General features: G+C 41.8%; 20 protein-coding genes. 2 read left to right on the forward strand and 18 right to left on the reverse strand.

What is annotated here, in order from left to right; genetic code table 11:
- Positions 1 to 158 precede the first annotated feature (158 nt).
- From B3473_RS03440 to B3473_RS03485, 10 genes are all read right to left on the reverse strand, one after another.
- Positions 159 to 779, reverse strand: coding sequence for a DUF4230 domain-containing protein (locus tag B3473_RS03440; RefSeq protein WP_293652163.1), 621 nt, complete (start codon positions 777 to 779; stop codon positions 159 to 161).
- Between the two features lie 263 nt (positions 780 to 1,042).
- Positions 1,043 to 2,431, reverse strand: coding sequence for a DHA2 family efflux MFS transporter permease subunit (locus B3473_RS03445; protein ID WP_269725576.1), 1,389 nt, complete (start codon positions 2,429 to 2,431; stop codon positions 1,043 to 1,045).
- An 8-nt stretch (positions 2,432 to 2,439) separates the two neighbouring features.
- The gene (locus B3473_RS03450; protein ID WP_269725577.1) at positions 2,440 to 2,856 is read right to left on the reverse strand and encodes a MarR family winged helix-turn-helix transcriptional regulator; all 417 of its coding nucleotides are present in this window, start codon (positions 2,854 to 2,856) and stop codon (positions 2,440 to 2,442) included.
- 118 nt (positions 2,857 to 2,974) lie between these two features.
- Positions 2,975 to 3,898, reverse strand: a complete 924-nt coding sequence (locus tag B3473_RS03455; protein WP_235281170.1) for a DMT family transporter — start codon at positions 3,896 to 3,898, stop codon at positions 2,975 to 2,977.
- Between the two features lie 133 nt (positions 3,899 to 4,031).
- A complete protein-coding gene (gene gatB / locus B3473_RS03460) occupies positions 4,032 to 5,474 on the reverse strand; it encodes an Asp-tRNA(Asn)/Glu-tRNA(Gln) amidotransferase subunit GatB (protein ID WP_154455167.1) in 1,443 nt (480 codons plus the stop codon).
- Positions 5,474 to 6,940 (reverse strand): Asp-tRNA(Asn)/Glu-tRNA(Gln) amidotransferase subunit GatA, encoded by a 1,467-nt coding sequence (gene gatA / locus B3473_RS03465; protein WP_168260383.1) that lies wholly within the window; start codon positions 6,938 to 6,940, stop codon positions 5,474 to 5,476. The genes gatB and gatA overlap by 1 nt, the downstream gene beginning before the upstream one ends.
- Positions 6,940 to 7,242 (reverse strand): Asp-tRNA(Asn)/Glu-tRNA(Gln) amidotransferase subunit GatC, encoded by a 303-nt coding sequence (gene gatC, locus B3473_RS03470; RefSeq protein WP_154455169.1) that lies wholly within the window; start codon positions 7,240 to 7,242, stop codon positions 6,940 to 6,942. Before gatC ends, gatA begins: the two co-directional genes overlap by 1 nt.
- A gap of 121 nt (positions 7,243 to 7,363) precedes the next feature.
- On the reverse strand, positions 7,364 to 7,912 hold the full coding sequence (locus B3473_RS03475; protein ID WP_154455170.1) for a cysteine hydrolase family protein: 549 nt from the start codon (positions 7,910 to 7,912) through the stop codon (positions 7,364 to 7,366).
- Positions 7,912 to 8,700 carry a GTP-sensing pleiotropic transcriptional regulator CodY gene (codY, locus tag B3473_RS03480; RefSeq protein WP_154455171.1) on the reverse strand — a complete coding sequence of 263 codons (789 nt, stop codon included), beginning with the start codon at positions 8,698 to 8,700 and terminating at the stop codon, positions 7,912 to 7,914. Before codY ends, B3473_RS03475 begins: the two co-directional genes overlap by 1 nt.
- A 171-nt stretch (positions 8,701 to 8,871) precedes the next feature.
- A complete protein-coding gene (locus B3473_RS03485) occupies positions 8,872 to 10,086 on the reverse strand; it encodes a pyridoxal phosphate-dependent aminotransferase (RefSeq protein ID WP_154455172.1) in 1,215 nt (404 codons plus the stop codon).
- A gap of 321 nt (positions 10,087 to 10,407) precedes the next feature.
- Between B3473_RS03485 and B3473_RS03490 the strand changes: the two genes are divergently transcribed.
- The gene (locus B3473_RS03490; protein ID WP_154455174.1) at positions 10,408 to 10,860 is read left to right on the forward strand and encodes a universal stress protein; all 453 of its coding nucleotides are present in this window, start codon (positions 10,408 to 10,410) and stop codon (positions 10,858 to 10,860) included.
- Positions 10,861 to 10,923: 63 nt separating this feature from the next.
- On the opposite strand, the gene B3473_RS03495 is transcribed toward B3473_RS03490, so the two are convergent.
- On the reverse strand, positions 10,924 to 12,330 hold the full coding sequence (locus B3473_RS03495) for a Cof-type HAD-IIB family hydrolase (RefSeq protein ID WP_293652164.1): 1,407 nt from the start codon (positions 12,328 to 12,330) through the stop codon (positions 10,924 to 10,926).
- 70 nt (positions 12,331 to 12,400) lie between these two features.
- Between B3473_RS03495 and B3473_RS03500 the strand changes: the two genes are divergently transcribed.
- Positions 12,401 to 13,363, forward strand: a complete 963-nt coding sequence (locus B3473_RS03500) for an asparaginase (RefSeq protein WP_154455176.1) — start codon at positions 12,401 to 12,403, stop codon at positions 13,361 to 13,363.
- A 297-nt stretch (positions 13,364 to 13,660) separates the two neighbouring features.
- Here the strand turns inward: B3473_RS03500 and recG are convergent, their stop codons facing one another.
- The 7 genes from recG to scrK all read right to left on the reverse strand — a co-directional run bounded on the left by recG (position 13,661) and on the right by scrK (position 23,136).
- Positions 13,661 to 15,676, reverse strand: a complete 2,016-nt coding sequence (gene recG, locus B3473_RS03505; RefSeq protein ID WP_154455177.1) for an ATP-dependent DNA helicase RecG — start codon at positions 15,674 to 15,676, stop codon at positions 13,661 to 13,663.
- Positions 15,677 to 15,754: 78 nt separating this feature from the next.
- Positions 15,755 to 16,861 (reverse strand): alanine racemase, encoded by a 1,107-nt coding sequence (gene alr / locus B3473_RS03510; RefSeq protein ID WP_154455178.1) that lies wholly within the window; start codon positions 16,859 to 16,861, stop codon positions 15,755 to 15,757.
- A gap of 60 nt (positions 16,862 to 16,921) precedes the next feature.
- Positions 16,922 to 17,284, reverse strand: a complete 363-nt coding sequence (acpS, locus tag B3473_RS03515; RefSeq protein ID WP_154455179.1) for a holo-ACP synthase — start codon at positions 17,282 to 17,284, stop codon at positions 16,922 to 16,924.
- A 92-nt stretch (positions 17,285 to 17,376) separates the two neighbouring features.
- On the reverse strand, positions 17,377 to 18,432 hold the full coding sequence (locus B3473_RS03520) for a 3-deoxy-7-phosphoheptulonate synthase (RefSeq protein WP_154455180.1): 1,056 nt from the start codon (positions 18,430 to 18,432) through the stop codon (positions 17,377 to 17,379).
- Positions 18,433 to 18,434: 2 nt separating this feature from the next.
- Positions 18,435 to 19,466 (reverse strand): 3-deoxy-7-phosphoheptulonate synthase, encoded by a 1,032-nt coding sequence (locus B3473_RS03525; protein ID WP_154455181.1) that lies wholly within the window; start codon positions 19,464 to 19,466, stop codon positions 18,435 to 18,437.
- 97 nt (positions 19,467 to 19,563) lie between these two features.
- On the reverse strand, positions 19,564 to 22,089 hold the full coding sequence (secA, locus tag B3473_RS03530; protein WP_154455182.1) for a preprotein translocase subunit SecA: 2,526 nt from the start codon (positions 22,087 to 22,089) through the stop codon (positions 19,564 to 19,566).
- A gap of 165 nt (positions 22,090 to 22,254) precedes the next feature.
- The gene (gene scrK, locus B3473_RS03535; protein ID WP_264879560.1) at positions 22,255 to 23,136 is read right to left on the reverse strand and encodes a fructokinase ScrK; all 882 of its coding nucleotides are present in this window, start codon (positions 23,134 to 23,136) and stop codon (positions 22,255 to 22,257) included.
- Between the last annotated feature and the right edge of the window lie 70 nt (positions 23,137 to 23,206).

A 23,206-nucleotide genomic window follows, 5' to 3' on the forward strand; every position in this document is an offset into this window, starting at 1 on the left:
TTAAATCATAAACTGCCTCAACCACGAAGGTTGGCCTATAATCGTCTATACTCAAATTCTTCTCCAACAAATATATTCTACTATTCATTTTACCATATTTGACAAAATATAGCGAATTGAAAAAGCTCTTACTATGAAATAGCAGAGCTCATTTGTAATTAATCATAAACAAATTCAAGTGTGCAATCCGGATATACTGATTGAAATAAATTATTATAGTAATTTTCAGCAGATTCTTGAATTGTTTCTTTATATTGTTTTAAATATTTTTTCTGTTGTTTATTAGATAATCCTTTAGTAGCTGCCTCCGCAGTATCTACATCTTTTGTAGAGTAACTAAGAATGCCGTTATCTTTACTGTAAAGTGTGTATGGCTTTTTAGAATCCAATTCTACTCCTATAACTTCGAATTTTGGTATATGAATTGTGAAACTATTCTCACCATTTTCTTGAATTGAAACAGGTTGCTTAATTCCCAGTTTTGCTGAATAGTTTAAAATAATGATTGCCTTTTTTTCAGAATATGGAATTTCCCAACCAAACTTTTTTTGAACATTTGAGATAGTATCCACCTTTTGAATTCCTACATTCAAGAATACAACCTGATTCACCTTTTCAATGTATTTTACCATTGAATATGATTCTGTGGTTTGATTTCCTTTAGAATTACTATTTGAAACTCCAAGAAAGTAAGCTCCAATAAAAACAAGAATAGCAATTGCTATTGCCCATACATAAACGGTGAATTTGAAACCAAATATCTTTTTCAAAATCTTCATCTTATTCTCCTATTTCTTCAAATACCAAATAAGCAACGCCACAACAAGTATTGCTAAATAAGGATTTAGGAATAATAATACTATAGCGACAATAACAGCCAAAGAAGTTACTAACTTTTTCATATCCTACCTACTTTTACTATTGTAATATAGAATGTAATTTGATCTTAAAATAGTATATATTCAAGTCTTTTGCTTGTCAATCGCTTCTGTACATTTTTTGAAAATCCATCAAAAAAAGAGTGACAAAGCACTCTAAAAAATTAATTTTCTTTACCATCAACAACTCTAAATAGGATAATCAATTCAATAACAGCTAAGACAAGCAAAATGATAAAAGCATTTCGTGACCCTCTAGCCGTTGCTTCTGCATAGCTGATACTTGTGTTTGATTGACTGAGCGCAACAACCAAGGATGCAACGGTCGTTCCAACTGCGCCAGCAAATTGTTGCAAAGTATTAAAGATAGCATTGGCATCTGCTCGTTTGTCTGAAGTTACTTGTTTTTGACCATTTGTCATGATATTACCAAAGGCAATTCCAGTACCTGCCATTGATAGAATATAGATAACAGTTAACCAAGTATTCGGTAAATGCAAAGCCAAAATGCTAAAGAGACAAAGAGCAAAGGCAAGCAGACTAACTCCAAAAATAATTGGCTTTTTAGCACCTAAACGATCTAAAATTCTGCCGCTAAATGGTGCAAAGCAGGCACCAATAATTGCTCCTGGAAAGACTAAAAGACCTGCGACAGTTGAACTTGAATGATTTACTAACTGAATATAATTCGGGATAATAAAAGACATTCCTAGATTGACAATTTGAAACAGGAAGAAAGCAATAACATGTCCAGCAAATTTACCATTTTTAAGAATAGATAAGTTAACAATTGGCTGTTCTAGATGTGAAGAACGTTTTACCAAGACAAGAAGACCAGCAATTCCAACTGCCAATCCTCCTAAAACAGGCACACTAAAGAAATCATATTCAGCCAAATTATTAATTCCTAAAATCAACCCAACAAATAAGCAAAGAATAGCTATAACGCTAATTAAATCCAAACTTTCACGCGCCACTTTATTTTTTTGTTCAATAGATATTACCCCTAAAATTAAAGAGATTAACAAAAGCGGGGTAAGCAAGACAAAGATAAAACGCCATCCAAAATGTGATGAAACAAATCCACCAAATGTTGGTCCAACCGCTGGAGCAACAGCGGTAATCAAAGTTCCAACACCCATCATCGTACCGATTTTACTCATTGGAACTTGGTCCAAAATAATATTAAACATCAAAGGAAGCGCAATTCCGACTCCAATCCCTTGAATGACACGCCCGACCAAAAGCAAAGCAAAACTTGGCGCAATGCTATCAATTAACACGCCCAAAATAAACAGTAAGTTAGCTGTCAAAAAGACTGATTTTGTCTTAAATGAACGCTTCAAATACGCTGATAAAGGCACTACTGACGCCACTACCAAAAGGTAGATTGTCGTCATCCATTGAACAGTTGAGGTGGTGATTCCAAACTCTTTCATAAGAGTTGGAAAGGTGATGTTCATCGCTGTTTCAACGACCACCCCACAAAAGGATAACATTCCAGCAGCAATAACTGCTCGAATCACTTTAGGTGAAATTTTTTCTTCTGACATGTTTCCTCCTACTTCTTCTTAACATAATAATCTAAAATCTTCTCAAAAATGGCAATTTCGTCTTCTGAAAAGCGTTCTTCCAACTCTTTTTCTTGGAGTTGAAAATACGAACGACATTCTGCTACTAAATCTTGCGCTTTTTGAGTCAGATGCACCGATTTTTGGCGGGCATCTTTTTGCGAAACTTGGCGGTAAATCAACTCTTTTTTCTCCATGCGCTGTAAAAGCACGGTTGTTGTTGAACGTTGAATATTGAATTCCTTTTCAATGTCTTGTTGAAAATACTCTTCCTTTAATCCATAACTGATAAAGTCAATGATTGACATTTGCATTCCCGTTAGATCAAAGGGTTTTGCAAACTGGTCAAATTCCCGCCCTAGTTGGTTACTGGCTTTTTTAACCAAACGTCCAATATTTTTTTCCATAACAGCACCCCTTTCGTTAGCTAGCTAACTGTTAGGAAGCTAACGAAATATATTGTACTCTTGTTTTGAAAACCTGTCAAGAGATGAAAACAAAAAAGTTAAGGTTTTCCTTAACTTTTCACGTTTTATTCATAGTGCGCCATTGCTTGCGAACCATAAACAAATCACGTAGGGATAGCATTAGCACGGCGACAAGAATGAGAAACATTCCCGTAAAATCAATGGAGTAGAAGATTTCATGCATCACCATTACCGAGAAGAAGACTGAGGATACTGGCTCTATGGCTGCCAACAAACTGCCCTTGACCGCACCGATGATAGCACTGCCTTTAAGGAAAAAGGTGTAAGCAAAGACCGTCCCAACAATAATAATGCCAAATAAGGCAAGCAGGTTGTCAGGCGTCAAAACCAAGGGGTATTGCCAAGAGCGCGTCAAGATGGGAAAAACCACTCCGCCCATGAGCATACCAAGACCAACTACCGTAAAACTCCCAAATTCACGAATCAATTTTGCAGGGAGAACAATGTAAAAAGAATAAGTCACCGCTGAAAAAAGTCCCCAGAAAAATCCCTTGGGTGTTATGGCTAAACCGTCAAAACGGCCATGCGTGGCAATGATAAAGGTGCCCAAAATAGCTAAAAGAATAGCCACACTTTCAGACAAATCTGGCAGCTGCCTCTTTTTAGCAGACACATAAGCCAAAATCAAAATCGGTGCTACGTATTGCAAAACCGTCGCCGTTCCTGCATTGGTGTACTGAATAGCCATCAAATAAGCATATTGGTTCATCAAAAGCCCAATCAAAGCAAAGACTGCAATTTTAGCAAGCACCCTTTTTTGTCGAATGGCCAGTGAGAAGTGCTGGGGCTGATAGACCATGGCCATGACTGTCAATAAAAGACCTGACACAATCAAACGCAAGCTGCTTAGCAAATTGATATTCATGCCGTTTGCCATGAGGTATTGCCCAGAAATTCCTGAAATCCCCCAGGTAATACCTGCTACCAGCACCATGATTGTTCCCTTGATATTTTTATCCATCTCAGCTCCACTCCACAAAAAGTCATTTCGGCTATCAGTATAGCACAATTCCTGCCAAGGCGATATCCCTTTTCTGACAATACTTGTTAAAAAAGGGTAAAAAAAAGCCCAAAATAATTGGACTTTTTGCCCCTTAGTCTTCTTTTAGTTTTACCAATTCTTGTGCCAAGAGTTTAAGGGCAACTTGTGGGTTGGCTTTTCCTTTTGTGGCTTTCATCAAGAATCCTGTAAAAGCTTTGTCGGCATTGCGTTTGCCTGACTTAAAGTCCGCAACCGCAGCTTCATTGTCTTCAAAGACTTGGTGGATAATTGGAATGAGCACAGCTGGATCAGAAATTTGCACCAAACCGGCTTCTTCAACGTATGCACGTGCTGAACCACCGTTTTTAGCCAAATGAACAAAGACTTTTTTGGCGATTTTTGATGAAATGGTACCATCTGCAATGATAGCCAACATTTCAACAAGGTTTTCAGGGGTCAATGAAATCTCTGAAAGGGTTTTGTTTTCGCTGTTTAAGAATTGAGCGACTTCCCCTTGTAGCCAGTTAGACACTTGTTTAGCATCACCGCCAAGAGCCACGGCACTTTCAAAGAAATCAGACGTTTGTTTTGTTGCTGTTAATTGCGCCGCATCGTAGGCACTCAAGCCAAAGGTATTGATGTATTTGGCACGACGGTCTTTTGGAAATTCTGGCAAGGTGCCACGAACAGTATCAATCCACTCATCTGAAATTTCAAAAAGAGGTAGGTCTGGCTCTGGGAAGTAACGGTAATCTGATGACCCCTCCTTGACACGCATCAAAATGGTTTCCCCAGTCGCTTCATCATAACGACGGGTTTCTTGTTGGATTTCACCACCTGAACGCAAGACTTGGGCTTGGCGTTTTTGCTCGTAAATAAGCCCTTTACGCACGTTATTAAATGAGTTCAAGTTCTTCAATTCGGTTTTGACACCAAAAGCCTCTTGACCGTAAGGGCGAAGAGAGATATTGGCATCCACACGCATCGAACCTTCTTCCATTTTCACATCAGAAATGCCTGTGTATTGGATAACTTCTTTCAAGGCGGTCAAATAAGCATAGGCTTCTTCTGGCGAACGCATATCAGCTTCTGACACGATTTCAATCAATGGCACACCTTGACGGTTGAGGTCAACGTAAGAATAACCGTCTGTTCCGTGCGTGTTTTTACCAGCATCTTCTTCCAAGTGCGCACGTTCGATACGGATTTTCTTGGTTGAGCCGTCTTCTAATTCAATCTCAATCCAACCGTTGTAGCCAATTGGTTCATCAAATTGTGAAATTTGGTAGGCTTTTGGATTATCAGGATAGAAATAGTTTTTGCGGTCAAAGTGCATATTTTGGTGAATATCCATGTTCAGAGCCAAAGCAGCCTTGATACCAGCATCAATTACCCCTTTATTCATCACTGGCAAGACCCCAGGGAATGACCAGTCGATAACATTGGTGTTGGCATTTTGCTCATTACCAAAGTGGGCTGAGGTTGGTGAAAAAATCTTTGAATTGGTATTTAACTCAACGTGGACTTCAAGTCCAATGACAGTTTCAAAGTTCATTAGTCCTCACCTCCAAAAATAACAGGTTGTTGTTTGTGATAATCTGTTGTTGCTTCAAAGGCCGCAGCAGCTTGATAAATAGTTTCTTCACTGTATTTTGGACCGATTAATTGCATACCAACCGGAAGGCCGTGGGCAAAACCAGCAGGAATTGAAATACCTGGAAGCCCTGCTAAGTTGACAGGAATTGTTAAAATATCTGCCAAATACATAGCAACAGGGTCATGGTTTAAACTATCCAAATCAAAGGCAACGCTTGGAGAAGTTGGCCCCAAAATCAAATCGTAATCCGCAAAAATATTGTCAAAATCACGGATAATCAAGGTACGCACTTGACCCGCTTTTTTGAAATAAGCGTCGTAGTAACCTGATGACAAGCTAAAAGTACCAAGCATGATACGGCGTTTTACTTCGTCACCAAAACCTTCGCTACGTGTGTTGACATAAATATCGTCAAGATTGTTGTAATTTTCAGTGCGGTAACCATAACGAATACCGTCAAAACGTTGCAAGTTTGATGAAGCTTCTGATGAAGCGATGATGTAGTATACCGCAACACCGTACTTGCTATGTGGCAAGCTCACTTCTTCAACCGTCGCACCCAGTTTTTCAAAGTGTTTCGCAGCGTTAAGAATAGTTTCTTTCACTTCAGGGTCGATACCTTCACCAAGGTATTCTTTTGGCAAGGCAATTTTCATGCCCTTGATGTCTTGACCAATTTTAGCTGTAAAGTCAGCTACTTCACGGTTTGATGATGTTGAATCTTTAACATCGTTTCCAGCGATGACATTCAACAATTGGGCATTTTCTTTGACAGTTGGAGCAAATGGTCCGATTTGGTCGAGCGAGCTACCAAAAGCAATCAAGCCAAAACGTGACACGCGTCCATAGGTTGGTTTCAATCCAACAACACCATTGAAGGCAGCGGGTTGGCGGATAGAACCACCTGTATCAGATCCAAGTGACAAACGCACTTGACCTGAAGCAACTGCAGTAGCAGAACCACCTGATGAACCACCTGGCACCTTGCTGTGATCCCAAGCATTTTTAGTCTTTTTAAAATAAGAAGTTTCGGTTGAACCACCCATGGCAAATTCGTCCATGTTAGTCTTACCGATGACAATCATGTCTTTTCCGTAAACTTTTTCAACAGCTGTCGCATCAAAAATAGGTTCGTAGTTGTAAAGCATTTTAGACGCAGCCGTTGTCAAGATACCGCGTGTTGAAATATTATCTTTGACCGCCAAAGGAATTCCTGACATCACGTTATCAGCGTCAATTCCTTTTTCGTCAATCGCTGCAGCTTGTGCAAGGGCAGATTCTTCCGCCACCGTAATGAACGAATCAACTGCTGATTCGCGTTCTTTAATATCGTCTAGGGTTGCTTTGGTCAATTCAACCGCTGAGATTTCTTTGTTGACAAGAAGATTGTGCAACTCGTCAATTGATTTGCTATTAAATGACATTAAGCATCTCCTCCGTCTTCCAAGATAGCAGGAACTTTAATGTAGTAGTTCTCTGATTGAGGCACATTTTTAAAGAGTTCATCGCGGTCATCACCAGCCACCGCCACATCTTCACGCATAACGGTTTTACGATCCGCCATTGTTGTCGTGACAGGAACCCCATCTGTATCCACTTCGTTTAAGAGTTCTACCATATCGACAATTTTAGACAACGTTGTCGCAAATTCTGATGTTTCTGCTTCAGAAAAGGACAATTTTGACAATTCAGCCACATGACGAACTTCTTCTTCAGAAATTTTCATCTCTTTTCTCCTTGATCAATTAGAATCATAACCTAAATGACAATACAGTCCTTAAAATTATACCATAATTTAAGGTGCTTTTACATGAAAAAAGAAGTGCCTTCCCACTTCTTTCCTTGTTTTAAATCACTTTTGCACCCAAAACATTCTTAAAATGGTTGAGGGCAAACTGATGGTTTTCTTCCGTTAGACTAGCTACGGCATCCGCATAAACTTCGATGTCATACCCCAAATTATAGGCATCAATAGCCGTATGAAGCACACAAATATCCGTCAAAACACCTGTCAAAGCAAGGGTTTTAACCCCGCGTTCGCGCAAACGAATATCCAAATCCGTCCCAGAAAAGGCAGAATAATGACGTTTGTCCATCCAAAAGACACGGCTGTCTTCTTTGATGGTTGCATACACATTGGCTAATTGACCGTATAAATCACGCCCATCGGTTCCCTTGATATTGTGTGGTGGGAACAACTTGGTTTCTGGGTGAAAGACATCACCTTCATCGTGCCCATCAATGGCAAAAAAGATATAATCCCCTGCCTCATAGGCTTCCTTGGTGATGCGAGCAATAGCTTCTTCAATGGCTTGAGCAGGCTTTCCTGCCGTCAATTTTCCATCATCAGCGACAAAGTCTTTCGTGTAATCAATCGAAATTAAGGCTCTTGTCATTAATAGTTATACTCCTTTAATTTGTCAAAAATACCTTCATTGATGACTTTGAGATAAGTTCCCTTCATTCCCAATGAACGGCTTTCAATGATACCTGCAGACTCTAGCTTACGCAAGGCATTTACAATAACAGAACGGGTAATACCAATACGGTCTGCAATGACTGACGCCGTCAAACGACCTTCTGTACCATCCAATTCACCCAAAATGGCTGAAACAGCTTTCATTTCAGAATAAGATAAGGTGTTAATCGCCATGTTGATAGCGGTTTGTTTACGAATCGTTTCTTCTAGATTTTCTGTTTGAAGGTTGAGCAATTGAACCCCCACTACGGTTGAGGCAATTTCGACAAGAATCAAATCATCTTCTAAGAATTCTTTATCGTTACGCCAAATAATTAGCGTTCCAAGGCGCATACCGCCTCCGTATATTGGTGCAATGGTGGTTAGACCATCTGGGTAAATATCTTTTGATTCAACCGGGAAAATCGTTAATTCGTTATCGACAGATAGGTTTGCTTCTGTATCATAGACACGACTCGCCGCTTTTACATAGCCTTCTGGAAATTGTTTGGTTTCAAAAAATTCCTCAACACGGTCAGTATTGGTTTTATACTTCATTGCATAACCAAGAAGGGTTCCTCCTCCGTTGATGATACAAGCATTACAATCAATAATATCAGCTAATTTAGATGCCATAGGATTATAAGGTAATTCAGCATCAAAATGGTCCACTGACCGTTGTAGAATTGATGTAATTTTACGTGTTTTTTCTAATAAATTCGGCATGTTTTACTTCCTTTGCTTTAGTTGCGTTACAATTATATCAGAGGTGTTCTTATTTTGCAAATAATTATCTGAAAATTCCTTTATCTTCTGACTCTTCTCTTTTTTCTCAGCTTTTAAACCGCAAAAAATAAGGTTTTCTCCTCATAATTAAGGAAAAAACCTATACTTTTATTAGCGTCGGTATTGACTTAAGACGCGGGTTAATTTGGCTTGAACTTCTGCTAATTCTTCCACTCGTGGCAAATAAACGATACGGAAATGGTCAGGTTCGGTCCAGTTAAAGCCTTTACCTGGCACGAGCATGACTTTTTCTTGTTTGAGCAATTCCAAGCAGAATTGTTCGTCGTCATCGATGCGGTACATCTCGCGGTCAATTTTAGGGAAAATGTAGAGTCCAGCAGTTGGTTTGACCGCAGACAAGCCTGGAACTTCGTTGACAGCCTTGTAAATAAAGTTGCGTTGTTCGTAGATACGACCACCTGGCATCAATAATTCATCCACTGACTGATAACCGCCGAGTGACGTTTGCACCACGTGTTGCCCAAGAACATTGGCACATAGACGCATATTGGCTAACATATTAAGCCCTTCGATATAACCGCGTACATTGGCTTTTGGTCCTGAGAGCACCATCCACCCCACACGGAAACCACAGATGCGGTGTGATTTTGACAAACCATTCATTGAAACACAGAAAACATCTGGTGCCAAGCTAGCAATAGCCGTGTGTTTTTGCCCGTCCATCACAAGACGATCATAGATTTCATCCGCGAAAATAATCAAATCATTTTGGCGAGCAATTTCCACAATCTCTTTCAACAAGTCCTCAGAATACAAGGCTCCTGTTGGGTTGTTTGGGTTGATGACAACAATGGCTTTGGTATTTGATGTGATTTTTAATTTGATATCATCAATATCAGGATACCAATCGGCTTGTTCGTCACAACGGTAATGAACGGCATTTCCACCCGCCAAACTAATGCAAGCTGTCCACAAAGGGTAATCAGGCATTGGCACCAAGACCTCATCACCATCGTCCAAAAGAGCTTGTAAAGAGATGGAAATCATTTCAGAAACCCCATTGCCTAGGTAAATATCATCGATATCCACATGTGGAAAACCTTTTAGCTGACAGTATTGCATAATGGCTTTACGTGCCGAGAAAATCCCTTTACTGTCTGAATAGGCTTCACTATTACGGGCATTGGCAATTAAATCGCGAATGACCTCGTCAGGGGCTGTAAATCCAAATTCTGCTGGGTTCCCTGTGTTTAGACGGAGAATTTTTTCGCCATTTGCCATCATGCGATTGGCTTCGTCTAAAATGGGACCGCGAATATCATAAGCAACGTGTTCTAGCTTTGAAGATTTGTCAAATGTTTTCATAGAATTTACCTCGTTGCCAATATTATAAACTTTCCGCCTTAAATTTTCAATTCTCTAACGATTCTAAAGGTAAATTTTCTTGTGTGAAAAAGGCTCTGATAAACTCTGCTTTTTCTGAATGGTTTTCTGTTAAGGTAAAAAGAATTCAGAAAAATACTCAAATGCTTTCAATTTCACATGAAAAGGAGTATAATGAACGTGAGGATATTCATAGTTTAGGCCATTTAGGTGCCTATTGTCCTGCATATCATTTTATATCTCATAGGAATGAGGGAAATGTTACCTTTTCATTCTTTGGTTAACATAATTAAGGAGGCAGTTATGTCACAACATTATGAACGAATTATGATTGCGGTTGATGGTTCTTACGAATCTGAGTTAGCTTTTGAAAAAGGGGTAAACGTTGCTTTGCGTAACAAGGCTGAATTGATCTTGACACACGTCATTGACACACGTGCCCTACAAAGCATTGCGACCTTTGACACTTACATCTACGAACAATTAGAAGAAGAAGCTAAGGGTGTTTTGGAAGGTTTTGAAAAGAAAGCCCATGAAAGAGGGGTTGAAAAAGTCAAACAAGTCATTGAATTTGGTAATCCTAAGACCCTTCTTGCTCGTGATATTCCTGATAAAGAAAAGGTGGATTTGATTATGGTAGGGGCGACTGGTCTTAATACCTTTGAACGCTTGCTTATCGGTTCATCATCAGAATACATCATGCGCCATGCTAAAGTGGACTTGTTGGTCGTGCGTGATAGCCAAAAGACTTTCTAAAAGGACAACTGAACTCGGCCTAGTTTTTGCGACTAGGTCTTTTTGCATACGAAAAAACCAAGCTTAGGATGTCTTAGCTTGGTTATTTTTTTGGCGCTGAAAAGCGTGTTGAATTTGTCGATTTAATTTCCGATGAATGGTTGGTTCTGGTGCAAAACGTTCTTCCCAATCATCTGGTTTTAAAATTTTATGAGTGATAGGGTCAAAATGCGCCTTGCCGTCAGGGAAAACTTTGCCCATATTAGCCTCATGAACCGCGTCAAATAACGGTTTAGGGTCAACACCCATCAATACAAATGAACCATAGGTCAAATACAGCAAATCCGTCAAGGCATCCACTTGCCCAACCAAAGGCGTTTCAGGGTGTTCCTTGCTTTCTACCTTGCGTGCCGCCTTGTCAATAGCCGCGTGCAATTTGACCAGCGAATCGTTAAAGATAGCCTCATCTCCATGACTAGCCGCATAGAGAAATTCCACGATTTCTTCGACCTTGAAATCCGAACGGTGATTAGCCTCTTCATTTTCATAGACTCTTGGCATTTCGCAGGTTGTGCCATCCATGACCTTGTGGAACATTTTCACCTTGTTGAAATTTTCGTCTTGGCTATCAAAACTTTCTTCTTGCTCTAGATGAATCAAGCCAAAGTGAGCCAAAGCTTTTGAGATACCGTCGTTATTGTTGGTTTCTGTGGTGTAATGGGCAATGTCTTTGAGAGAAGCTTCCGCATTTCCCATCGCGACACCGATACCAACACCCGATAGCATTTCCTTATCATTGTCAGAATCGCCAAAGGCCATTACCTCAGACAAATCAAAGCCAAATTGATTGCCTAAACGCTCGATGCCGTGTATTTTGGATTGGTTGTAAGAAATCAAATCCGCTGAATAAGGGCTGCTGCGCGTTACCTTAATCTGTGGAAAACGGTTCTGAATGTTTTCCGTTTCGTCCTCGGTCGCAATCAAAACCACCTGATAAATGGGCCGGCGCATCAAGGTCAGCAAGCCATTGACATTTTGCGGTTTGAAACGACGAATGAGGTGTTTAAAACTACGCTCGACTGCTTTTGCCCATTGCTTGGGAACAACCGAACTCACCACTTGCCCAAAACGGCTAGTCCCCATGTCAATAATACGCGAGCCAACCAAGCCCGAAGCTGTCCCCAAAGAAATCTCGCGACGCTTGGCATTGGCATAACGGATAATGCGGTAAACAGTGGACACAGACAAAGGATTTTGGTAAACCACCACATCACGCGTGAAAATATACTGCCCATTATAAGTCACTGCAAAATCCAAGCCCAGATTTTCAAGGTAAGGCTGCACAAAACTTGGTCCCCGACCTGTTGCCACGCCGACAAAAATTCCTTGTTCTTTTAAATTGTTAATGGCTTTTTTTGTGGATTGTTGGACGTTTTTTCGGTCGTTTAACAGGGTGCCATCAATATCAAAAAAGACTGCTTTTATCGCCAAATCAGTTTCTCGCTCTCCATCTTTATGTTAAAATAGATTATAACACATTTTTGAAGGAAGTTTTAGAACAATGAAAAAAATCCTTGTCTTGCACACAGGCGGTACAATTTCCATGCATGCTGATCAAGCGGGTAATGTTCGACCAGATACGGATAATCCTATGAATCATATTGGTGTCAGTCTTGATAACATCGAAGTGACAGCAATTGATTTTTTTAATATCCCAAGCCCACACATCACCCCTAAACACATGCTCCAGCTTTATCAAGAAATCAAGCAAAAAGCTGCGGATTTTGACGGAGTGGTCATTACCCACGGTACAGACACCTTGGAAGAAACGGCTTATTTCCTAGATACCATGGAAATTCCTAATATTCCTATCGTTATCACAGGCGCCATGCGCTCGTCAAACGAACTAGGAAGTGACGGGGTGTACAACTACCTCAGCGCCCTTCGTGTAGCCAGCCATGACGATGCTATTGGCAAGGGGGTACTGGTCGTGATGAACGATGAAATTCACGCTGCTAAATACGTGACCAAGACACACACGACCAACGTATCAACCTTCCAAACACCTATCCACGGCCCACTTGGCATTATCATGAAACACGATATTGTATTCTTTAAAATGGCCGATACGCGTGTTCGCTTTGATTTGACTGATATTTCAGGAACTGTGCCAATTGTCAAGGCCTATGCAGGGATGGGGGGAGATGGTATCATCAGTTTCCTTAACCCTGACAATGTTTGTGGAGTCGTGATTGAAGCCTTGGGAGCTGGTAATGTGCCACCACGCGCTGCCCAAGAAATCGTGCACCTCATCGAGCAAGATGTCCCAGTTGTCTTGGTATCACGTTGTTTCAATGGGATTGCGGAGCCTGTTTATGCCTACGAAGGCGGTGGCGTCCAACTCGCCCAAGCAGGGGTTATGTTTGTCAAGGAATTAAACGCTCAAAAAGCGCGCTTAAAACTCCTTATCGCTCTAAACGCTGGTTTGAAAGGGCAAGCCCTCAAAGACTACATTGAAGGTTAGGCCGCTTATCTTTTCAAAAAGACACTCAAAAAAGCTCAGCTTAAATCAAGCTGAGCTTTTTGCCATTCCATGGGCTTTGGTGTCTTATCATGGGTGTTGTTTTTCCGCTGCCCTTGTCATGTCAAAAAGGAGAGGTCAGCAACTCACCGACCGTAAGCAGGTCTAGGATGAATGGTTTTAGCAAAATATTTGTGATAAGTGACTCTTACTGTCATAAGCCTTCCCCCTCACTTCATTTGATGGTTTTATTATAAGGGAAAAAACTTAAGCATGGCTTGCAAAAAACTTGCACAAAGCTTAATCAAAGGTGTCCTTGTCTTTGAGATGGTCGGAAATCACCTGCCACCTAGCGTCTTTTTGCCAATTATCTTCCGCCACAATCTGGCTTGCCACCCGTCTGGCTTCCTCTAAAATGGGATAATCTTCCACGATATCCGCCACTTGAAATTCGGGAATACCTGATTGGCGAGTGCCAAAGATTTCACCTGAACCGCGCATTTTGAGGTCAGCTTCTGCTAATACAAAACCGTCCGTGGTTTCTGTCATGATTGTCATGCGCTCTTTTCCTGTGTCTGTTTTGGGATTGGCCACTAAGATGGCATAAGATTGCTTATCCCCACGGCCCACTCGTCCGCGTAGCTGGTGCAATTGGCTAAGCCCAAAACGGTCAGCATCCATAATCAACATGATAGTTGCATTGGGCACATTGACACCAACTTCAATGACGGTGGTTGACACCAAAATCTGACTTTTTTGCTGCTTGAAGTCTTGCATGATAGCATCCTTTTCTTCGTTTTTCATGCGACCATGCATGAGGGCAACTGTCGCAGTTCCTGCGAAATATTGGGACAATTCGTCGTGCAAAGCAACTGCATTTTTCAAATCCAAGGCCTCAGATTCTTCAATGAGAGGTGACACCACATAGGCTTGGGCACCTTTGGCTAACTCCTTTTTCATCCAATCCAAGACAGTAGGCAACTGCTCATGCTTGACCCAACGTGTGATAATAGGCTTTCGCCCCGCAGGCAATTCATCAATAATGGAAACGTCCATTTCCCCAAAAGCCGTAATAGCCAGCGTTCTGGGAATAGGCGTCGCGGTCATCATCAAAACGTCAGGGTTATTGCCTTTTTCACGGAAAATACGACGCTGATTGACACCAAAGCGGTGCTGCTCATCTGTAATAACCAAACCCAAGCGGTGATAGGTCACTGCGTCTTGAATCAAGGCGTGTGTTCCCACGACCATATCAATCGAGCCATCCGCCAACGCCGCGAGGGCTGTTTTTTTCGCAGCCGCCTTCATGCCTGACGTTAAAATCGCGATCGATAAGTCTGGAAACAATTGACGCAAACTTTCAAAATGTTGTTCCGCTAAAATTTCCGTGGGCACCATCAAGGCTGACTGAAAACCTGCGGTGTAGGCGGCATACATGGCAAGACTAGCCACAACAGTCTTTCCTGACCCCACGTCCCCTTGCAAAAGGCGATTCATGTGAGCACCTGAACGCATATCGGCTAAAATGGCCTCCAAACTGCGTTTTTGCCCACCTGTCAAGGCAAATGGCAGAGTAGCAATCTTTTTAGCCACTTTTTGAGCATCATAGGCAATCACCTGACCGTTGCTTTCTGCCTTATTATCCGCCTTTAGAACCTGCAAATTCATCTGAAAATAAAACAGTTCCTCAAACTTGATGCGGCGCAGGGCCTGTTTGTATTCGGCGATGTCTTTTGGAAAATGCATGGCAGCGGTGGCTTGAGCACGTCCTAACAGACGGTATTTGTCCAGAAGGACTTGGGGGAGATTTTCAGGTAACCAATTCAAAGCCCCCATATCAAAGGCTGACTGGATAGCCTTGACCAGTGTTTTTTGTGAAATGCCTTGAGCCACGCGGTAAACAGGTTGCATATCATCTGTGACCTGAGCCAAAATTTTCATTCCAGTCACCGTTGCTTTCAGGGCATCCCATTTTCCAAAAATAGCAATATCACTGCCCAAGGTCACCTTATCCGCTAAATAAGGTTGATTGAAAAAAGAAACAGCAACAACTGCTTCGCCCTGCCGAATTTTAAAGGACAGGCGATTACGTTTATATCCATAATACTGCACGTTCGCTGGTGTCACAACTGTTCCGACGATAACCGAACGCTCCCCGTCAACCAACTCAGAAATGCGTTTGCTTTTAAAATCCTCATAACGAAAAGGGTAGTAGAGCAACAAGTCCTCAATCGTATAAATACCTAATTGCTGGCATTTTTCGGCTGTTTTGGCACCGATACCTTTTATTTCCACAATGGGTGATTGTAAGTTCATAAAACCTCACTTTGCTGCTTAATAGCAAAAAGAGATTCTAAATCGCTGCTTTTTCGTCACAGCGAAGTAGAATCCAATTTATTTTGAATACACACGAGGCACACGGTCACTTAATAGACAAAGCACTTCATAATTGATGGTGCCACGTTTTTGGGCTAAATCCGTCGCAGTGATAACTTGGTCGCCGTCTTGTCCAATCAAAGTCACCTTGGTACCAATTGGAAGTTTTTCTGGCAAGCGAATAGTGATTTGGTCCATTGACACACGCCCAACGATTTCACACCATTCCCCATTGACCAACACATAAAAGCCTTGCAAATCACGGGTCCAGCCATCTGCATAACCAATCGGAACCGTCGCAATGTATTCATCTCCTTGAGCCACGTAAGTAGCCCCATAACCAACAGAATCACCAGCTGAAATTTGCTTCACATGTACCAAAGAAGATTCCAAGCTGAGAGCAGGTTTGATCGGATAAGGCAAGGCTAATTCCGTACCGCTTGGGTTAAGGCCGTACATCACAATGCCTAAACGCACCATGTTAAAAATGGTTTCGCTATGCCACAGACTCGTTGCCGAATTGCTGGCGTGAACAAGGGCTGGCGTTTCGCTCAAATGCGTAATCAAGTCTGTGAAAAAGGCTAGCTGTTGATTGAATTTAGTGTCGTCAGCTTCATCAGCCGTTGCAAAATGCGTGAAAATTCCTGCCACATGAGCGCCAGCTTTTTTCAAATCCGCCAACAAATGCTCTGCCTCATCCAGACTTCTCACACCAATCCGACCCATGCCAGAATCGACTTTCAAATGAACATCCAAGTCCGCCAAAGAAATGCCTTGCGCCAAGGCCATGTCCAACCATTCCTGACTAGCCACCGTCAAGGTCAAATGATGCTCGCGCGCTATTTCCACTTCTTCTGGCATAATAACTCCCAGAATCAAAATGGTCTTGTCAATGCCAGCTTCACGCAACTCCAGCGCTTCATCAATATTGGACACGCAAAAGCCATCCACCAAATGCGAAATCGCCTGCGCCACTTGCTTAGACCCATGCCCATAAGCATTAGCCTTTACCACCGCAAAAGTCTGCTTCCCTTGAGGGATATTAGCTTGCACACTTTCAATATTTTGGCAAATCGCTTCTAAATCAATTAAGGCCTTAGTCGGTCTATGTAAACTCGAAATCATGTCATTCCTCCAAAGATAATCATTTATGAGAAGTCGTCTAATGTGTGATTTCTAATCCTTTCAACCAGAATCATCCTCTAAGATAACACTGGCTTGGGCATAATCTCCCGAGTGAGAGATGGAAATAAAAGTCCTTCCCGAAAAAGGAGAGCGGGTAATCACCGGCGCTCCTTGGGAATTATTTAAAATTTCGATATCCTGAAATCGCAGTTTTCCAATGCCCGTCCCCATTGCCTTAGCAAAGGCTTCCTTTCCAGCCCAACGCCCTGCCAAAAAGGCCATTTGGCGTTTTAAGTTGGTATGTTCTGAAAAGCGCCTAAACTCCGCTTCTGTTAAAATGCGTTGAGCAAATTTGGGGTTCTTCTCATAAGCTTGTTGAATTGCGGAAATGTCTTGTAAATCAATACCATGCCCAATAATCATGTGACTCCCTTACCTCAGCTTATCCGCACCTGCTAACTCTCCTCAAAACTAAGGAGCTGAGAGAAATCCCCAGCTCCATTATATGTTAGTGATTAGAAGAGCAAGTCCTCATAGGAATCATGTCGCAATGTTTCATGAATTTCACGGATTAATTGTTCAGTTTTATCCCAGCCCAAACATGGGTCAGTGATGGATTTTCCAAAGACTTCTGGCGTGTCTTGACGACCGTCCTCAAGGTAAGACTCAATCATGAATCCACGCACATAAGCTTTGATTTTCTCATTCCAATCTCGATTGATTAGGGTTTGACGAACAATACGCACTTGTTCTAGGTAATTTTTCCCTGAATTGTCGTGGTTGGTGTCAATCACGATAAATGGATTTTGAAGTCCCATTTTTTCGTACAAGCTGATCGCTTTGAGCAAATCATCGTAGTAATAATTTGGCTCATTTTCACCGTGTTCGTTGGTTGCCCCGCGCAAGATAGCATGAGCTAACGGATTGCCGTCCGTTTCCACTTCAGCATTTTGGTAAATGAAATTTTGCACATTTTGCGCGGCATAAATACCATTAAACATAACCTGTAAGTTACCAGACGTTGGGTTTTTCATACCTGTCGCCGCATCAATTCCTGATGCTACAAAGCGGTGTTCTTGGTCTTCAACCGAACGCGCCCCAATAGCGTGGTAAGAAACCAAATCATCTACTAGCGGTAAATTAGCAGGGTAAAGCATTTCATCAGCCGTAGTCAAACCTGTTTCAGTAATCACGCGATAATGCAAGTGACGAACGGCTGCCACTCCATTAATCAAATCAGGTAATTTTGAGGTATCTGGCTGGTGCATCAAGCCCTTATAGCCGTCACCATTGGTACGTGGCTTAGCGGTATAAACACGCATCACAATAAAGATGCTATCTTTAACTTCTTCTTGCAATTTTGCCAGGCGGCGAGCGTATTCCAAAACAGCCTCTTCATTATCTGACGAACAAGGACCAATCACAAGAAGCAGGCGCTCATCTTCACCTCTGATGATACGAGCCAATTCCTCGTCACGCGCCTCTTTCTTTGCAAGAAAGTCTCCTTCTAATTTTGAGATGGCCTTAACTTTTGCAATGTCAAGCGTTGCACTTTTTTGATGTATTCCCATAATTATTTTCCTAATGTGCCGTAAATTTCACGGATTAATTGTTCCGTGTTGTCCCAACCAAGACAAGGGTCAGTGATTGATTTTCCGAAGATTTCTGGCGTATCTTGACGACCATCTTCAAGATAAGATTCAATCATGAAACCACGCACGTATTGCTTAATTTTAGCATTCCAATCACGATTGATTAGGGTTTGACGGACAATACGCACTTGTTCCAAATATTGCTTGCCTGAGTTGTCATGGTTTGTGTCAATCACGATGAATGGGTTTTTAAGCCCTAATTTTTCATAGTGTTCGATGGTTTCAAGGACATTGTCATAGTAATAATTTGGGACGTTTTTACCATATTCGTTGGTTGCTCCTCGAAGAATAGCGTGTGCCATGGCATTTCCTGACGTTTCCACTTCTTCACCGTTGAATAGGAAAGATTGTTTGTTTTGAGCAGCGTAGATACCGTTGAACATAACGTTCAAATTACCAGATGTTGGGTTTTTCATTCCTGTTGGAACATCGATACCAGATGCTACAAAACGGTGTTGTTGGTCTTCAACAGAGCGTGCTCCAATCGCGATATAAGACACCAAGTCATCCACCAATGGAAGGTTTTCAGGATAAAGCATTTCATCAGCAGTTGTCAAGCCTGTTTCTGAAATCACGCGGTAGTGCAAGTTACGTACCGCTTTGATACCGTTAATCAAGCTTGGTGATTCTGATGTATCAGGTTGGTGCATCAAGCCTTTATAGCCATCCCCATTGGTACGTGGTTTGGCAGTATAGACACGCATCACCATAAAGACGCGGTCTTTCACTTCTTCTTGAAGTTTTGCCAAACGATGAGCGTATTCGAGAACAGCCTCTTCGTTATCTGATGAGCAAGGACCGATGACCAAAAGAACACGGTCATCTTCGCCTTTCATGATCGCTTCTAATTCGTGGTCACGCGCTTCTTTTCTCGCCAAAGCCTCACCAGTTAAGGCAGATTCTTCCTTTAGCGCATCGAAATCGATTTTTTTACTTGTTGCTTTAAATGACATGAATCATCCCCCTTAGTATCGAAAAGTTTAGATTTTTTCTATTATATCACTTTTGGCTCTGTTTTCAATCAACTTTTCTGAATTTTCAGTAGACAGTCTAAAATTGTTTGCGACCGTGACAGTTTTTGAATTTCTTACCTGAACCACATGGGCAAGGATCGTTACGTTTAACGTGAGAGAAATCAATATCTTGTGTCGCTTGGTTTGGTGTTTGCGCCGCAATATTCTTTTCAGCCATTGTTGTGGCGTTTTGTGACGCACGTTCACGTTCTTGTTGGTGAATTTGTGCTTTCATCATGGTTCTTGTTACATCAAATTCAATCGCACCAATCATAGCTTGGAACATACGGAAACCTTCAGATTGATATTCCACCACAGGGTTATTTTGGGCATAACCACGCAAACCAACAGATTGACGCAATTGATCCAAAGCATCAATATGGTCTGTCCATTTATTGTCAACAACCATCAAAATAAGCACTTTTTGGAATTCTTTGACGGCATCAGGTGTTTTCAATTTAGCCATTTGCGCATCGTAAACGACCATCGCACGGTTAAAGAGTTCTTCTTTGATTTCATCAAAGCTCAAGTTTTCCAAATCAGATTGTTGGATAGATTGCTCATCAACTAGGTTGTTCTTAGCAAAATTCAAAATAGCGGCAAGTGCTTCGTCACGATCTGAATGGCTGTGTGCCTCAACAGTACGTTTGATGGTGCGTTTAATCATCGCTTTGATTTCAGGACCTAAATCACGGTCAGCTGTAATCACGTCACGACGTTCTGCATAAATGATTTCACGTTGTTCACGCATAACATCATCGTATTGCAAGACTTGTTTACGTGTATCGTAGTTGTTCCCTTCAACACGTTTTTGGGCAGATTCCACTTGACGTGTCAACATACGCGAACGAATAACCGCATCTTCTTCATCAAGATTCATACGGTCAAGGAAGGCCTTAATACGGTCTGAACCGAAACGACGCATCAAATCATCTTCAAGTGACAAGTAAAATTGTGATTCACCTGGGTCACCTTGACGTCCTGAACGTCCACGAAGCTGGTTATCAATACGACGGCTTTCATGACGTTCTGTTCCGATAACGCACAAACCACCCAATTCACGCACACCTTCACCAAGTTTAATATCGGTACCACGACCAGCCATGTTGGTTGCGATAGTGACTGCACCACGTTGACCAGCGTTCATGATGATTTGAGCTTCTTTAAAGTGGTTTTTCGCATTCAAAACTTCGTGTGGAATGCCTGCATCCACCAAGCGTTTTGAAATAATATCAGATGTTTCAACGGCAACTGTACCAACAAGAACAGGTTGTCCTTTAGCATGACGTGCCTTAACATCTTCAACCACTGCTTTGAACTTAGATTCCAAAGTTGGGTACAAGAGGTCTGGATGGTCAATACGAGCAACTGGTTTGTTCGTTGGTATCGGAATGATACGCATGTTGTACACTTCACGGAACTCTTCTTCTTCCGTTTTAGCGGTACCAGTCATTCCTGCCAATTTCTTATACATACGGAACATATTTTGGTAAGTAATTGAGGCACTTGTTTTTGATTCTTCTTGAATGCGGACGCCTTCTTTAGCTTCGATGGCTTGGTGCAATCCATCAGAGAAACGACGACCTTCCATCGTACGACCTGTAAATTGGTCAACGATTAGAATTTCACCTTCTTGGCTAACCACATAGTCAATATCCAAAATCATGATGTAGTTAGCGCGAAGAGCATTGTCGATATAGTGCGTCAAGGCAACATTTTCCAAATCGTAAAGATTGTCTAAGTGGAAGTATTCTTCTGCCTTGTCAATCCCGTAATCCGTCAAGCTAATGGTCTTAGTTGGCACATCGATGATGTAGTCTGTGCTTGTCAAAGTTTTAACAAAACGGTCCGCACGAATGTACAACTGACTCGTTTCTGAGCTAACTTGACCAGACACAATCAATGGTGTTCTAGCTTCGTCAATCAATACTGAGTCCACCTCGTCAATCAAGGCGAAGTTTAGCGGACGTTGTACCATGTCTTCCTGACGAACAACCATATTATCACGCAAGTAGTCAAAACCAACTTCTGAGTTGGTTGAATAAGTGATGTCACAGTTGTAAGCTTCACGTTTTTCAGATGATGATTTCGCTGACAAGTTGATACCAACAGAGAGTCCTAGCCAGCTGTACACTTCACCCATTTCTGTCGCGTCACGCGTTGATAGGTATTCGTTAACCGTAATAACGTGCACCCCTTCGCCAGAAATGGCGTTAAGGTAAACTGGCATAGTCGCTGTCAAGGTTTTCCCTTCACCAGTACGCATTTCAGGAACATCACCATTGTGCATCACGATACCACCCATAATTTGCACACGGTAAGGGAACAAGCCCAATACACGTTTGGCTGCTTCACGCACAACCGCGAAAGCTTCTGGCAACATCTGGTCGAGGGTTTCGCCGTCCTTGTAACGTTGTTTAAATTCAGGAGTCTTTGCTTTCAATTCGTCGTCTGACAAAGCTGCCATAGCGTCAGCATAAGACTCAACCTTTTTTGCTATTCTTTCTAATTTTCTTATTTCACCTTTATCGTTTTCGATAACAGTCCGTAGAATATTTGCCATTCCAATTCCTTTCGATAAACTTGTCAACCCATTCTATCATAAAAACCCTTTAAATTCAAGAATTCAGCGTACTAGCATCTGCTCAACTGAGGGTGTTAGAAGCGTTTTCCAAACACGCAAAAAGACTGAGGTAACGGCCCTCAGTCCTAACATTCTTATAAGAAATTAACGTTCTGATACTTTCTTAGCCAAAGCAAAATTACCTAGGGTTGCTGAGCCATTTTCGGCTACACCTGGTGTAACAATGTACTCTGCAACATCTGGAACAGGAACATAGCCATTTAACAGGGCGCTAAATTTATTACGAACGCGATGCAGCATATGCTCTTGTGCCATAACACCACCACCAAACACAATGACTTGTGGGCGATAAAGTAAAGTTGCTTGAACAGCCGCTTGGGCGATGTAGTAAGCTTGGACATCCCAAACTTCAGAATTGAGCTCAATCAATTCACCGCGAATACCTGTACGCCCTTCAAGCGAAGGACCTGCTGCCATACCTTCCAAACAGCCCTTGTGGAAAGGACAAGAACCTGTGTAGTCATTAGCAACATCTTGTGGGTGTGGCGCCACATAAACGTGACCCGCTTCGGTGTGTCCGATTCCACCAACAAATTCACCATTTTGGATAGCACCCGCTCCAATTCCTGTACCGATAGTGTAGTAAACAAGGCTCTTAACCCCTTTACGAACAAGGGTTTCACCATATGCAGAGCTGTTAACATCGGTTGTAAAGTAAAAAGGTACTCTAAAATGTTTTGAAATCAATCCAACCAAGTCCACATTTGCCCAATGAGGTTTTGGCGTAGTCGTAATGTAGCCATAGGTTTCTGAATTTTCATCCACATCAATCGGACCAAAAGACCCAATAGCGACACCTGCTAAGTCTTCCTCAAAGCGCTTGAAAAAGGCAACCACTTTGTCAATGGTTTCATAAGGTGTAGTCGTTGGAAATTGCGCCTTTTCCACTACTTGAAATTGCTCATCACCGACAGCACAAACAAATTTCGTCCCGCCAGCTTCTACGCTACCGTATAATTTTGTCATGTTTTTTACCTCAATATATTATATTTTTTCGATTTGTCAGTGAAAGAGAGGTGACAATCACCTCTCTACT

The organism is Streptococcus sp. UBA632, assembly GCF_002300045.1.
GTDB lineage: Bacteria > Bacillota > Bacilli > Lactobacillales > Streptococcaceae > Streptococcus > Streptococcus alactolyticus.

Bases quoted from the DNA above. Each gene is read 5' to 3' on its own strand.
- B3473_RS03440 (WP_293652163.1), bottom strand. From the start codon at position 779: ATGAAGATTTTGAAAAAGATATTTGGTTTCAAATTCACCGTTTATGTA.
- B3473_RS03445 (WP_269725576.1), bottom strand. From the start codon at position 2,431: ATGTCAGAAGAAAAAATTTCACCTAAAGTGATTCGAGCAGTTATTGCT.
- B3473_RS03450 (WP_269725577.1), bottom strand. From the start codon at position 2,856: ATGGAAAAAAATATTGGACGTTTGGTTAAAAAAGCCAGTAACCAACTA.
- B3473_RS03455 (WP_235281170.1), bottom strand. From the start codon at position 3,898: ATGGATAAAAATATCAAGGGAACAATCATGGTGCTGGTAGCAGGTATT.
- gatB (WP_154455167.1), bottom strand. From the start codon at position 5,474: ATGAACTTTGAAACTGTCATTGGACTTGAAGTCCACGTTGAGTTAAAT.
- gatA (WP_168260383.1), bottom strand. From the start codon at position 6,940: ATGTCATTTAATAGCAAATCAATTGACGAGTTGCACAATCTTCTTGTC.
- gatC (WP_154455169.1), bottom strand. From the start codon at position 7,242: ATGAAAATTTCTGAAGAAGAAGTTCGTCATGTGGCTGAATTGTCAAAA.
- B3473_RS03475 (WP_154455170.1), bottom strand. From the start codon at position 7,912: ATGACAAGAGCCTTAATTTCGATTGATTACACGAAAGACTTTGTCGCT.
- codY (WP_154455171.1), bottom strand. From the start codon at position 8,700: ATGCCGAATTTATTAGAAAAAACACGTAAAATTACATCAATTCTACAA.
- B3473_RS03485 (WP_154455172.1), bottom strand. From the start codon at position 10,086: ATGAAAACATTTGACAAATCTTCAAAGCTAGAACACGTTGCTTATGAT.
- B3473_RS03490 (WP_154455174.1), top strand. From the start codon at position 10,408: ATGTCACAACATTATGAACGAATTATGATTGCGGTTGATGGTTCTTAC.
- B3473_RS03500 (WP_154455176.1), top strand. From the start codon at position 12,401: ATGAAAAAAATCCTTGTCTTGCACACAGGCGGTACAATTTCCATGCAT.
- recG (WP_154455177.1), bottom strand. From the start codon at position 15,676: ATGAACTTACAATCACCCATTGTGGAAATAAAAGGTATCGGTGCCAAA.
- alr (WP_154455178.1), bottom strand. From the start codon at position 16,861: ATGATTTCGAGTTTACATAGACCGACTAAGGCCTTAATTGATTTAGAA.
- acpS (WP_154455179.1), bottom strand. From the start codon at position 17,284: ATGATTATTGGGCATGGTATTGATTTACAAGACATTTCCGCAATTCAA.
- B3473_RS03520 (WP_154455180.1), bottom strand. From the start codon at position 18,432: ATGGGAATACATCAAAAAAGTGCAACGCTTGACATTGCAAAAGTTAAG.
- B3473_RS03525 (WP_154455181.1), bottom strand. From the start codon at position 19,466: ATGTCATTTAAAGCAACAAGTAAAAAAATCGATTTCGATGCGCTAAAG.
- secA (WP_154455182.1), bottom strand. From the start codon at position 22,089: ATGGCAAATATTCTACGGACTGTTATCGAAAACGATAAAGGTGAAATA.
- scrK (WP_264879560.1), bottom strand. From the start codon at position 23,136: ATGACAAAATTATACGGTAGCGTAGAAGCTGGCGGGACGAAATTTGTT.